The 12,895-nt window shown below is 50.1% G+C and carries 6 protein-coding genes, 2 tRNA genes and 3 rRNA genes; 8 read left to right on the forward strand and 3 right to left on the reverse strand.

The features are described 5' to 3' along the window. Positions 1-90 precede the first annotated feature (90 nt). Complete coding sequence (locus MKO97_RS06430) at positions 91-723, reverse strand: MarC family NAAT transporter (protein ID WP_241105296.1); 633 nt, start codon at positions 721-723, stop codon at positions 91-93. Between the two features lie 523 nt (positions 724-1,246). Here MKO97_RS06430 and MKO97_RS06435 point away from each other — a divergent pair. Continuing rightward, positions 1,247-1,612: a CoA-binding protein gene (locus tag MKO97_RS06435; RefSeq protein WP_241105297.1), complete on the forward strand. Its 366-nt coding sequence runs from the start codon at positions 1,247-1,249 to the stop codon at positions 1,610-1,612. A 106-nt stretch (positions 1,613-1,718) separates the two neighbouring features. Then, positions 1,719-2,795 carry a PA0069 family radical SAM protein gene (locus MKO97_RS06440; RefSeq protein ID WP_241105299.1) on the forward strand — a complete coding sequence of 359 codons (1,077 nt, stop codon included), beginning with the start codon at positions 1,719-1,721 and terminating at the stop codon, positions 2,793-2,795. Positions 2,796-2,821: 26 nt separating this feature from the next. Here MKO97_RS06440 and MKO97_RS06445 read toward each other — a convergent pair whose 3' ends face one another. Together MKO97_RS06445 and MKO97_RS06450 are read right to left on the reverse strand one after the other, a co-directional pair. Further along, complete coding sequence (locus MKO97_RS06445) at positions 2,822-3,424, reverse strand: zinc ribbon domain-containing protein (RefSeq protein ID WP_241105300.1); 603 nt, start codon at positions 3,422-3,424, stop codon at positions 2,822-2,824. A gap of 144 nt (positions 3,425-3,568) precedes the next feature. After that, entirely contained in the window at positions 3,569-5,038 is a 1,470-nt protein-coding gene (locus MKO97_RS06450) for a sodium:solute symporter (RefSeq protein ID WP_241105301.1), read from the reverse strand. 821 nt (positions 5,039-5,859) lie between these two features. Here MKO97_RS06450 and MKO97_RS06455 point away from each other — a divergent pair. The 6 genes from MKO97_RS06455 (at position 5,860) to MKO97_RS06480 (ending at position 12,839) form a co-directional block, all read left to right on the forward strand. Further along, positions 5,860-7,377 (forward strand): 16S ribosomal RNA (locus MKO97_RS06455). Positions 7,378-7,547: 170 nt separating this feature from the next. Next, positions 7,548-7,621: transfer RNA gene (locus MKO97_RS06460), tRNA-Ile, on the forward strand. 165 nt (positions 7,622-7,786) lie between these two features. Next, positions 7,787-7,860: transfer RNA gene (locus MKO97_RS06465), tRNA-Ala, on the forward strand. 232 nt (positions 7,861-8,092) lie between these two features. Then, a 23S ribosomal RNA gene (locus MKO97_RS06470) occupies positions 8,093-10,969 on the forward strand. Positions 10,970-11,120: 151 nt separating this feature from the next. Then, a 5S ribosomal RNA gene (gene rrf / locus MKO97_RS06475) occupies positions 11,121-11,229 on the forward strand. The 16S, 23S and 5S rRNA genes sit together here with 2 tRNA genes alongside, the layout of an rRNA operon. 368 nt (positions 11,230-11,597) lie before the next feature. Then, positions 11,598-12,839, forward strand: coding sequence for a glycosyltransferase (locus MKO97_RS06480; RefSeq protein WP_241105303.1), 1,242 nt, complete (start codon positions 11,598-11,600; stop codon positions 12,837-12,839). Positions 12,840-12,895 lie beyond the last annotated feature (56 nt).

The raw sequence follows: 12,895 nt of genomic DNA on the forward strand, positions 1-12,895 counted from the left end.
TTGAGGGTTGAGGGTGGTTGGACGTTTACCCTAGCGATAAAATAAGGAAGCCGGCGTAGTGCCGGCTTTTATTTTTCGGATGGGAGTGGATCAGCCGGGGAAGTTATCTTTGATAATGCTGACGATGGCGCTGGTGATGTATTGTATGCCGATGGCGACCACAATGAAGCCCACGATGCGGGAGATGGCGACGATACCCGAGGCACCCAGTATCCGCGACAAATAATGCGCGCTGCGCAGCATCACGAAAATGACGAGTGCCACGGCCAAAATAGCGCCGATTGACCACAGGGCGTCGCGGGTATCATGGTGTTCCTGGTAGTAGGCAATCAAAAGCGAGATCGACCCCGGGCCGGCGAGCATCGGCATCGCCAGTGGTGTAAGCGCAATATCATTGCGACGCTGTACGTCTTCTTCCACCTCTTTATTGATACCACGCCTGCGGCTGAACTTCCCCGACAAAAGCGAAAATCCGGAACTTAGGATCATGAGTCCGCCCGCAATGCGCAGCGCCTCAATACTGATCCCGAAAAACGTGAGCACATATTTACCGGCAAAAAAGGCGATGATAAGGATGATGGCGACGTCGATCGCCGTCCATAACGAAATCCGCGAGCGCTCGGCCTTGCTGTCGTTCTGCGTGAGCCCAACGAAAATAGGCACCGTCCCAATAGGGTTCAAAACAGAGAAAAGCGCGGCGAAGAGGTAGATAAAAACGTCCATTTTTTTTGCAAAGGTAGTTCGGCGTGTCGCCGGATATCGTTAGGGATATATTAAAGATAGGTAATTAAGTGGAAAGTCGGGAAGTCGAAAGTCGGGAAGTCAGGAGTTCGGAAGATGGGAAGATCGGAAGATGGGAAGTTCGGAAGATCGGAAGATGGGAAGAAAAGGGAAGACTTGCTCCAACCTGCAAGGTTTTTTTCAACCTTGTAGGTTTTAGTTGGATTGGGAAGTCAAAAGTCGAAAGTCGAACGTCGAAAGTCGGAAAGTCCGGAAGTTCGGGAGATCGGGAGAACGAGGAAGACTTGCTCCAACCTGCAAGGTTTTTTTAACCTTGTAGGTTTTAGTTGGATTGGGAAGTCAAAAGTCAAAAGTCGAAAGTCAAAAGTCAAAAGTCGAAAGTCGAAAGTCGAAAGTCGGAAAGTCCGGAAGTCCGGAAGATTAGAAGTCCACACACCAATGACCAACCACCAACCACTGACTACCGACCACTGACTCCTAACCCCTAATTCCCTACCTTTACTATATGACAGCCAAGAAAACCCTCATATTAGGAGCCTCAGAGAACCCGGATCGCTATTCGTATCGTGCGTTGAACAGCCTGGTGCGGCACGGACATCCGGTGGTGGCCGTCGGTCTGAGGGAAGGACGTGTGGCAGGTGTCGACATCCTTCGCGCGCCGGCACCGTTCACCGACATTGATACCGTTACGCTTTACCTCAATCCGAAAAACCAGGAACCGTATTACGACTACATCCTGTCGCTGCATCCGAAGCGGGTGGTGTTCAATCCGGGCACCGAGAACCCCGCACTAATGTCGATCCTGCGCGAAAACGGCATCGTTCCGGAGGTCGCCTGTACCTTAGTGCTGCTGGCGACGGGGCAATATTGATATAATATGTATCGATTGTAAAATCAATTGTTGATATATTTTATATCATTTAACACCTTCCGCCTTGCGCGTCCGGCGTCGCCTTTTTACCTTTCCGAAAAAAGAAATGGAGGAGGAGAACGGCTATATCAAAGGGCGGGGTGCGCAGATGAACACCCACAACCGCTTCTTCGCGCAGTCGTATGAACTCCGCGACGACTTCCTTGAACATTGCCGCCTGGAAGGTGACAAGGCCGACGACAACCGCACGCAATACCTTGAAGTATTCCCGAAAACGGTCGTCAACCGCGTCGACAGTCCGGATGTCGGTCTCGAATATTCCCTCAACCCCTACCAGGGGTGCGAACACGGCTGTATCTACTGCTACGCCCGAAACAGTCATGAGTATTGGGGCTACAGCGCCGGACTCGACTTCGAGCGCCGTATCCTGGTCAAAAAGAATGCCCCGCAATTGTTGGAAGAAAAGTTGAAGAGCCGCAACTGGACCGCCCACACCATCGTACTGTCGGGTAATACCGATTGCTATCAGCCCGCGGAGAAGAAATTCAGGCTCACGCGCCAATGCCTCGAGGTGTTTCTGAAATACCGGCATCCTGTTGGCATCATCACCAAAAACGCCCTCATTGCCCGCGACATGGACCTGGTAACCGAGTTGGCGGCGCACCGCCTGATCGGGGTCAACCTCTCCATTACCTCGCTGTCGGAGAAAACACGGCAGATTCTCGAACCGCGGACGGCGACCATCCAAAAGCGACTTGACACCGTCCGGATGTTGTCGGAGGCCGGCGTGCCGGTCAATGTCATGATGGCACCGTTGATTCCGGGCATCAACAGCCACGAGGTACTACCGTTGGCGAAAGCCGCCGCCGATGCAGGCGCGGTTTCCGTCGCCTATACGGTGGTGCGGCTAAACGGTGCCATCGGCGAGATCTTCAGCGACTGGATACGAAAAGCCATGCCCGACCGCGCGGAGAAAGTGCTCAGCCAGATAAAGGAATGCCACGGTGGCAACCTAAACGACAGCCGCTGGGGCGAACGGATGCGCGGCGAAGGGAATTTTGCCCAGATGATGCGGTCGCAGGTGCAACTCGCGCGCAAGAAGTTCTTTGAAGGGCGTACGTTTCCGGAACTTAACCATGCGTTGTTCCCCTCGTATAAAGACGGGCAGTTGCGGTTGTTTTGAGGCCCTCGGTATAGTTAATGCCTTGATTAGGGACGCTCGACAGACAGAATCTTGTTCTCGTCAAGTAGTCGCCGCAACTCGGATTTCGCGATTTTATCGGATCCGGGGATAAACATAGAGTCGCGAATGTCATATAGCCCCGATATCTCGTCGCTCATATAGCTGTTATAGTAAACACCCACTGTGTCTTTCGAAACGGAGGCGACTCTCAACAAGGTGTATTTTCCACTCTCCATTTCAAACTCATAGATATCGCCTACCTTCGGGTTCTTTACGTAAATAGCATCCTGCTCGCCGCTGGCCTTCGCTTCGATAAAGGCTAATAGGAGAACGGCAACCAACATGCCGGAGAAGGTATACATCCAAAAGGGCGTCTTTGCTTCACGTTGTAATTCATGGGATCGTTTTAGAAGCGCGCCATTCATGGCCCAATGCGCGATAGGTTGGCCACAGCCGCTGCACATGCCTTCGGTTCGTTTCCCGGCTGGAAAGAAAGGGATCAATAAAAAGTGTGTGTAACGCATCCGGACGGTCAGTGTAAGTGACCCGGCGATGCCGCAATTGGGGCAAGCGTCGGACACGTTTCGTGACAGCAGTCGTTTGTGCCTCACGCCATAGAAGAAAATCATGTTTCGATGTTTTTTGTCGGATGACGTAAAAATAGTTTTTCGACGGTGGGACAAGCGGGTGATGTACGTTTTTTATAAAAGGAATGGGAAATAGGGGAGGAACGTCCCCAGTTGTTGCTCCATTTCCGAAGCTGCAGTAGCTCCCTAGAAAACGGTCTGGTTCGCCGTCTTCTTTGAAATCACCCAAAGCCCCAAAAACGTCAACAACCCATTTACGATAATAATTTCCTCTGCAAACACGTATCCGTTCGGCCACGGCGCCGTTTGGATGAAATACGTTAAGACAGGCGCCACCAAACAAACCACCGGCACCCATCGGTCACGCACGGTTTTGGTTTTCATCAACAATCCGAACGCGTAAAGTCCGAGCAGCGGACCGTAGGTATACCCCGCAATCAGGAAAATCATATCCACCACCGCCTTGTTGTTGACAGCGAAAAACACCATAATAGCCAGGAACATACAAAACGAAAAAGCGATATGGACGAAGTGGCGCGTGCGTACTGTTTTGCCAGTGTTCGGTTTTTTGTCCATCTGGAGGAAATCCACGCAGAAAGATGTCGTCAGGGCGGTAAGCGCAGAATCAGTCGTGGCGAACGTAGCCGCCGTCAGGCCCAGAAGAAAGACGACGGCCGCGGCACCCTTGAAATGGTTGAACGCGATTTCAGGGAATAGGAAATCGGTATTTTCGGGCACGGCCACGCCGTTCTGTTCGGCATACATATATAACATGGCCCCCACGCACAGGAAGAAAAGCACCACAAACACAAAGATACCCGTGAAGACCAGCATATTCTTTTGCGCTTCGCCAATCGTTTTACAGCTGAGGTTCTTTTGCATCAGGTCCTGGTCGAGGCCCACCATCGCCAGTGTCACGAAGATGCCACCCAACAATTGTTTCGGGAAGAAAGTGCCCTTCATTGCGTCGTCAAGGAAAAAGACACGCGAGTAATTACTTTCCTTGACCGCCTCAAATGCCTGTGGGAGTGTCAGGTTCAGTTGGTCACACACGAAGTAAATCGTAAAGATCACCGATGCCACCAGAAAGACGGTCTGCAGGGTATCGGTAAGGATAATCGTCTTCAGTCCGCTTCGATAGGTATACGCGAAAATCAGTCCAAGAGAGCCCAGTACCGTCACCCAAAACGGCACGCCGAGGTCGTCGAACACATAGTGCTGCAGCACCAATACCACCAGATACAGCCGCGCCGCCGAACCGAGCGTACGGCTCACCAGGAAAATCGTCGAAGCCGTTTTATACGAAACAATCCCCAGCCGTTTTTCGATATACTCATATATAGAGGTGAGGTTCATACGGTAATACAACGGCAGCAACACCTTGGCGATCAGTATAAACCCAATCGCGTTGCCCAGCACGAACTGGAAATACTTGAACTGCACCTCCGGGTTGCCCACCTTGCCCGGCACCGAAATAAAGGTCACACCCGATAGCGCCGTGCCGATCATGCCGAACGCCACCAGGTACCACTTCGAGTTCTTATTGGCCTTGAAAAAAGTGTCATTGTCGCCGCCCTTACGACTGGTGAACCATGAAACGAAGAACAGCAGTCCGAAATACACAACAATAATCGACAGGATAACGGTAGACGACATAGTGGATTTTTGGGGAAAGATAGTAAATAGGGCGTAACTGAGAAAAAGGTGAGGGGAGAGAAGAGAGAGGTGAGGGGAAAGAAGAAAGAAGGAAGAAGAAAGAAGTTCGTCCAACTACCAACAACCAGCGCTGCCCACTGCCCACTGCCTACTCCCCAACTCCTAACTCCCAATCCCTAACTCCTTCTATAGCGTGCCGGCGCATCATCCTCCTTCTCTTATTATATATAAGTGCGCCGTCGGGTGCTTTGCTCTAGCTTTTGCCCTCCGACCGGGTTTTGCGGCCTCGCCCTTTCGGCTTCCGCTGGTCGCCGGGGCATCGGGCAAAACCACGTTCGGCGGTGCAAAAGGCTGCCGCTTCGCCCCCTCACGCGGATTTCCCCGAATTTTAACATACGTCTAATGTTCTCATAACCCGTGTTTTTGGTGAAAACTTGAAAAAACCTTCCTTGAAAAGTTTGGAAAGCCGGAAAAGGTGTCTACTTTTGCACCCGCAACAGCGCAAAAGTTCTTTGGTTTTATTGATGCGGTACTTGGGATTGGATTTTGGGTACTGATAGACAGGCGGATAGAAAAATTAATACTTTTTTTTCTCTTGAAGTCTTGGAAAAGCGAAAAACAGTTGTACTTTTGCACCCGCTTTGAGAGCGAAACGAGATAAAAACCGTTTCAATTTCAAAGTGAAAACAAGAAGACACGTTCATAGACATATTGGATTGACAGCACGTCTTACTTTAGGGTAAGACAAACATTAAGAGAGTAAGGTAGATCGGGAATCGGTTTATTTTATGCTAGCCTTGAGTCGAAAATATTTAAAAACTACGATGAAGAGTTTGATCCTGGCTCAGGATGAACGCTAGCGGCAGGCTTAACACATGCAAGTCGAGGGGTAGAAGGAGCTTGCTCCTTTGAGACCGGCGCACGGGTGCGTAACGCGTATGCAACCTACCTTGAACAGGGGGATAGCCCAGAGAAATTTGGATTAATACCCCATGGTGTAATTGGATGGCATCATTTGATTACTAAAGTTCCAACGGTTCAAGATGGGCATGCGTCCCATTAGCTAGATGGTAAGGTAACGGCTTACCATGGCAACGATGGGTAGGGGTCCTGAGAGGGAGATCCCCCACACTGGTACTGAGACACGGACCAGACTCCTACGGGAGGCAGCAGTGAGGAATATTGGTCAATGGGCGCAAGCCTGAACCAGCCATGCCGCGTGCAGGATGAAGCATCTATGGTGTGTAAACTGCTTTTGTACGGGAAGAAACACTCCTACGTGTAGGAGCTTGACGGTACCGTAAGAATAAGGATCGGCTAACTCCGTGCCAGCAGCCGCGGTAATACGGAGGATCCAAGCGTTATCCGGAATCATTGGGTTTAAAGGGTCCGTAGGCGGTTTTGTAAGTCAGTGGTGAAATCCGGCAGCTTAACTGTCGAACTGCCATTGATACTGCAGGACTTGAATTATTGTGAAGTAACTAGAATATGTAGTGTAGCGGTGAAATGCTTAGAGATTACATGGAATACCAATTGCGAAGGCAGGTTACTAACAATTGATTGACGCTGATGGACGAAAGCGTGGGGAGCGAACAGGATTAGATACCCTGGTAGTCCACGCTGTAAACGATGGATACTAGCTGTTCGGGAGCAATCCTGAGTGGCTAAGCGAAAGTGATAAGTATCCCACCTGGGGAGTACGGGCGCAAGCCTGAAACTCAAAGGAATTGACGGGGGCCCGCACAAGCGGTGGAGCATGTGGTTTAATTCGATGATACGCGAGGAACCTTACCAAGGCTTAAATGGGAGACGACGTATTTGGAAACAGATATTTCTTCGGACGTCTTTCAAGGTGCTGCATGGTTGTCGTCAGCTCGTGCCGTGAGGTGTCAGGTTAAGTCCTATAACGAGCGCAACCCCTGTTGTTAGTTGCCAGCGAGTAATGTCGGGAACTCTAGCAAGACTGCCGGTGCAAACCGTGAGGAAGGTGGGGATGACGTCAAATCATCACGGCCCTTACGCCTTGGGCTACACACGTGCTACAATGGCCGGTACAGAGAGCAGCCACTGGGCGACCAGGAGCGAATCTATAAAACCGGTCACAGTTCGGATCGGAGTCTGCAACTCGACTCCGTGAAGCTGGAATCGCTAGTAATCGGATATCAGCCATGATCCGGTGAATACGTTCCCGGGCCTTGTACACACCGCCCGTCAAGCCATGGAAGCTGGGGGTGCCTGAAGTCGGTGACCGCAAGGAGCTGCCTAGGGTAAAACCGGTAACTAGGGCTAAGTCGTAACAAGGTAGCCGTACCGGAAGGTGCGGCTGGAACACCTCCTTTCTAGAGACTGAAAACAAGGTCTAGCAACCAATGAATAAACTGCCAAGGTTTATTTTACTCTCGCTGTCGATTCAAAATACAATGTAAGCAAGCCAAGGAAGTAGGCAGAGGCCAGTGGCCAGTAGGCAGTAAATACTGCTGACTGCGACTGCCAACTGCAGACTACACAAAGTCTCGTAGCTCAGCTGGTTAGAGTACTACACTGATAATGTAGGGGTCGGCAGTTCGAGTCTGCCCGGGACTACTGCTAATTAGATAATTGGAAAATTAGATAATTAGATAATGCTCTTCGGAGCGTTGAGAAAGGCGAAGCTTATATAGGAAATTCTGGAGGTTGAGTGATTTACACGTTAAGGTGTGCACGTTTACAGACTGCAAACTGCGACTGCAAACTGCTTACTTCAAAGACGGGGAATTAGCTCAGCTGGCTAGAGCGCCTGCCTTGCACGCAGGAGGTCATCGGTTCGACTCCGATATTCTCCACTGTTTAATTTGGAAATTAGACAATTTGAAAATTTGGAAATGGCTCTTCGGGGCGTATAACATTTTCAAATTTCCAAATCTTCAAATTTTCAAATTGAAAAACGTTCATTGACATATTGGGATAAGTTGATACAAACAAAGTAGAAAGCACAGAAGTTGTTGGTTTGTATTGAGGTTTGAAGTTTTCGGACTTTAGACTTTCGATTACAGACTTTCGACTATCTAAAAAGTACAATAAGCAAAATAAGGGCGTATGGGGGATGCCTAGGCTTCTGCAGGCGAGGAAGGACGTGATAAGCTGCGATAAGCTTCGGGGAGCTGCACACAAGTGTTGATCCGAAGATTTCCGAATGGGGCAACCCGTTGCATTGAAGATGCATCACACCGATAGGTGAGCGAACGCGCTGAACTGAAACATCTAAGTAGGCGCAGGAGAAGAAAACAAAAGTGATTCCGTAAGTAGTGGCGAGCGAACGCGGATTAGCCCAAACCATAGTTGTTACGGCAATTGTGGGGTTGTAGGACCACGATATTGTATGCACAAAGAACCGGAATGCTCTGGAAAGAGTAACCATAGAGGGTGATAGTCCCGTATGGGTAATGAGTGTAATGCATAGTGGTATCCTGAGTAGGGCGGGGCACGTGAAACCCTGTCTGAATCTGCCGGGACCATCCGGTAAGGCTAAATACTCGCAGAAGACCGATAGTGAACCAGTACCGTGAGGGAAAGGTGAAAAGAACCGTGAATAACGGAGTGAAAAAGATCCTGAAACCATACGCCTACAAGCGGTCGGAGCTCGAAAGAGTGACGGCGTGCCTTTTGCATAATGAGCCTACGAGTTAACGTTGCCGGCAAGGATAAGCATTTAAGATGTGGATCCGTAGCGAAAGCGAGTCTGAATAGGGCGTTTTAGTCGGTAGTGTTAGACGCGAAACCGTGTGATCTACCCATGGGCAGGATGAAGCTGTGGTAACACACAGTGGAGGTCCGAACCGGTTGTCGTTGAAAAGACTTCGGATGACCTGTGGGTAGGGGTGAAAGGCCAATCAAACTCGGAAATAGCTCGTACTCCCCGAAATGCATTTAGGTGCAGCGCTGTGCATAAAGTTTACTAGAGGTAGAGCTACTGATTGGATGCGGGGGCTTCACCGCCTACCAATTCCTGACAAACTCCGAATGCTAGTAAATGTTTCACAGCAGTGAGGGCTTGGGTGCTAAGGTCCAAGTCCGAGAGGGAAAGAACCCAGACCATCAGCTAAGGTCCCCAAATCTATACTAAGTTGAAAGAACGAGGTTTGTCTGCCCAGACAGCTAGGATGTTGGCTTGGAAGCAGCCATTCATTTAAAGAGTGCGTAACAGCTCACTAGTCGAGCGGACGAGCATGGATAATAATCGGGCATAAGTATAGTACCGAAGCTATGGATTGATAGTAATATCAGTGGTAGGGGAGCATTCCAGCGGGGCTGAAGGTGTGGCGTGAGCCATGCTGGACCTTCTGGAAAAGAAAATGTAGGCATAAGTAACGATAATGCGGGCGAGAAACCCGCACACCGTAAGACCAAGGTTTCCTCAGCTATGCTAATCAGCTGAGGGTTAGTCGGGGCCTAAGGCGAATCCGAAAGGAACAGTCGATGGACAACGGGTTAATATTCCCGTACTAGTTGCAATTGTGATGGAGCGACGCAGTGATGAAAGTACCGCGCACTGACGGAATAGTGCGTTGAAGCGGTTACCTATAGGTTTGATAGTTAAATGCGTCAAACCTGGGGAGACGCGATAGTACACGGAGTCTTCGGACAAAGTGATAGTGTACCTAAGGGCTGCCAAGAAAACCTTCTAAACTTAGATTGCAAGTACCCGTACCGTAAACCGACACAGGTGGTCGAGGAGAGTATCCTCAGGTGCTCGAGAGATTCATGGCTAAGGAATTAGGCAAAATAGACCTGTAACTTCGGGAGAAAGGTCGCCAGCAGTAATGCTGGCCGCAGTGAAAAGGTCCAGGCGACTGTTTATCAAAAACACAGGGCTCTGCAAAATCGTAAGATGAGGTATAGGGCCTGACACCTGCCCGGTGCTGGAAGGTTAAGAGGAGATGTTATCTTCGGAGAAGCATTGAATTGAAGCCCCAGTAAACGGCGGCCGTAACTATAACGGTCCTAAGGTAGCGAAATTCCTTGTCGGGTAAGTTCCGACCTGCACGAATGGTGTAACGATCTGGACACTGTCTCAGCCATGAGCTCGGTGAAATTGTAGTAACGGTGAAGATGCCGTTTACCCGCAGTGGGACGAAAAGACCCTGTGCACCTTTACTATAGCTTCGTATTGACCTTGGATAAGTGATGTGTAGGATAGGTGGGAGACTGTGAATCGGGTTCGCCAGGATTCGAGGAGTCATTGTTGAAATACCACCCTTTGCTTATCTGAGGCCTAACCCCCATTAGGGGGGACATTGCGTGGTGGGTAGTTTGACTGGGGTGGTCGCCTCCAAAAGAGTAACGGAGGCTTCTAAAGGTTCCCTCAGCACGCTTGGTAACCGTGCGTAGAGTGCAATGGCATAAGGGAGCTTGACTGAGAGACACACAGGTCGATCAGGTACGAAAGTAGAGCATAGTGATCCGGTGGTTCCGCATGGAAGGGCCATCGCTCAAAGGATAAAAGGTACGCCGGGGATAACAGGCTGATCTCCCCCAAGAGCTCACATCGACGGGGGGGTTTGGCACCTCGATGTCGGCTCGTCACATCCTGGGGCTGGAGAAGGTCCCAAGGGTTGGGCTGTTCGCCCATTAAAGTGGCACGCGAGCTGGGTTCAGAACGTCGTGAGACAGTTCGGTCTCTATCTACTGCGGGCGTTAGAAATTTGAGTGGATCTGATTCTAGTACGAGAGGACCGAATCGGACTGACCGCTGGTGTATCTGTTGTCCCGCCAGGGGCACCGCAGAGTAGCTATGTCGGGAAGGGATAAGCGCTGAAAGCATATAAGCGCGAAACCCACCACAAGATGAGATTTCTTTTAAGGGTCGTGGGAGATGACCACGTTGATAGGCTATAGGTGTAAAGGCAGTAATGTCATAGCCGAGTAGTACTAATAACCCGTAAGCTTATGTACGCCGTCATCCGGCCCGCAAGGGCCGGAGACAACTTTCGAGAAGTAAATACTTGTCCCAGTATGTTAATAATATTGGCTCATTGCGAGCAGTTGATGGTTGCATCGATGTAGGTTCTGCCTACTTACGACTGCACACTGCCAACTAACCCCTTAAGGTGGTTATTGCGGCGGGGCTCACCTCTTCCCATCCCGAACAGAGTAGTTAAGCCCGCCAGCGCAGATGGTACTGCAATTTGTGGGAGAGTATGTCGCTGCCTTTTTTTTGAAAGCCTGTCCGATTTGGACAGGCTTTTTTATTTATGGCCACCAAGAACAAAAGCCACGAAGTCGCAAAGACGCGAAGCCAGAACTAACCACTTACTACCGACCACTGACTACTGATTACTTTAAAAGTGTAGCTTCGTCCCGGTATGCAACCTTTATAGCCACGAAGGCGCAAAGACGCGAAGCCAGAACCAACCACTGACCACTGACCACTGGCTACTGACTACTATTAAAGAGTGTAGTGTCGTCCGGGCATGCAACCTTTATAGCTACCAAGGCGCAAAGACACGAAGTCAGAACCAACCACTGACTACCGACCACTGACCACTGACTACTATCTTCAAGTAAAACGGTATCTTGCACCATGATTCAAAAAGTGCTCGTAATCGGACTCGTGTGGCCAGAACCATCATCGTCGGCAGCGGGAACCCGTATGTTGCAGTTACTACAGTTTTTCCTCAACCAAGGTGCGTCCGTGCGATTTGCCAGTGCCGCGCAGCAGACGGAATTCACTTTCCCACTCGAGTCGATTGGAGTAGAAACACACGAAATCAAGTTAAACGATTCAGGTTTTGATGACTTCCTACGTAAGCAAAACCCCGATTTAGTGCTGTTCGATCGCTATATAACCGAAGAACAATTCGGATGGCGCGTCGCGGAAGCGGTTCCGAACGCACTTCGTATTCTCGATACAGAAGACCTACATTGCCTTCGGGCGGCGAGGGAAGCAGCCGTCAAAAACGAGATTGATTTTGAACCCGGGCATTTGCTGCTTTCACCCATAGCCCTTCGGGAAATAGCCGCCATTTACCGCAGTGATCTCTCCATTATGATTTCACAAGCTGAGATCCGCTTTCTGGTCGATGTATTCGGGGTACCTCATGATCTGCTTTGGTATTTACCGTTCCTGTATGAGCCTTTAAGTGACGCATCGATAGCAGAATGGCCATCGTTCCAAACACGGAAAAACTACTTTTTTATCGGCAACTTCCGCCATTATCCGAATCATGATGCCCTACGTTATCTAAAGACGGTCATCTGGCCCCGCATTCGCGCCCTTGATACGGAAGCCATCCTATATGTATATGGCGCCTACGTATCTCCGGCCGTTCAGCAACTACACCATCCGGGTTCGGGCTTCTATATCATGGGCCGGGCAGAGAGTGTCAATACGGTTATGCGGGAGGCACGCGTTTTGCTCGCGCCACTTCGTATCGGCGCCGGGCATAAAGGCAAATTGGCGGAAGCCATGCAGTTCGGCCTGCCTAGTGTCACGACATCAATCGGAGCAGAAGGAATGACAGCTGATGGGCGTTGGGGTGGTTATATAACCGATGAACCTGATCTATTCGCGAAATACGCGGTTGATCTTTACCATAACCAGGAATTATGGCAACAAAAACAGCAGGAAGGCACCGACGTTTTTCGTTCGCTGGATCCAGATGCGGCGAAGGAGGCATTTTGGAAACGACTCGCGGATCTTCGGATTCACCTTCCCACCTTACGCATACGAAATTTCATCGGCAGAATGCTTACACATCATACGATGTCGTCTTACAAATACCTTTCCCGCTGGATTGAGGAAAAGGAGAAACGGAATCCGTAGGGTTTTTGTAGGAATGGGTGTTATTAAGTTGTATTTCACGAGCATGTAGCAAATTA

It is taken from the genome of Flavobacterium sp. HJ-32-4 (assembly GCF_022532105.1).
Taxonomy (GTDB): domain Bacteria; phylum Bacteroidota; class Bacteroidia; order Flavobacteriales; family Flavobacteriaceae; genus Flavobacterium.

What these genes read in the sequence shown, in the direction of transcription:
- MKO97_RS06430 (WP_241105296.1), bottom strand. Translation starts at nt 723, where the DNA reads ATGGACGTTTTTATCTACCTCTTCGCCGCGCTTTTCTCTGTTTTGAAC.
- MKO97_RS06435 (WP_241105297.1), top strand. Translation starts at nt 1,247, where the DNA reads ATGACAGCCAAGAAAACCCTCATATTAGGAGCCTCAGAGAACCCGGAT.
- MKO97_RS06440 (WP_241105299.1), top strand. Translation starts at nt 1,719, where the DNA reads ATGGAGGAGGAGAACGGCTATATCAAAGGGCGGGGTGCGCAGATGAAC.
- MKO97_RS06445 (WP_241105300.1), bottom strand. Translation starts at nt 3,424, where the DNA reads ATGATTTTCTTCTATGGCGTGAGGCACAAACGACTGCTGTCACGAAAC.
- MKO97_RS06450 (WP_241105301.1), bottom strand. Translation starts at nt 5,038, where the DNA reads ATGTCGTCTACCGTTATCCTGTCGATTATTGTTGTGTATTTCGGACTG.
- MKO97_RS06480 (WP_241105303.1), top strand. Translation starts at nt 11,598, where the DNA reads ATGATTCAAAAAGTGCTCGTAATCGGACTCGTGTGGCCAGAACCATCA.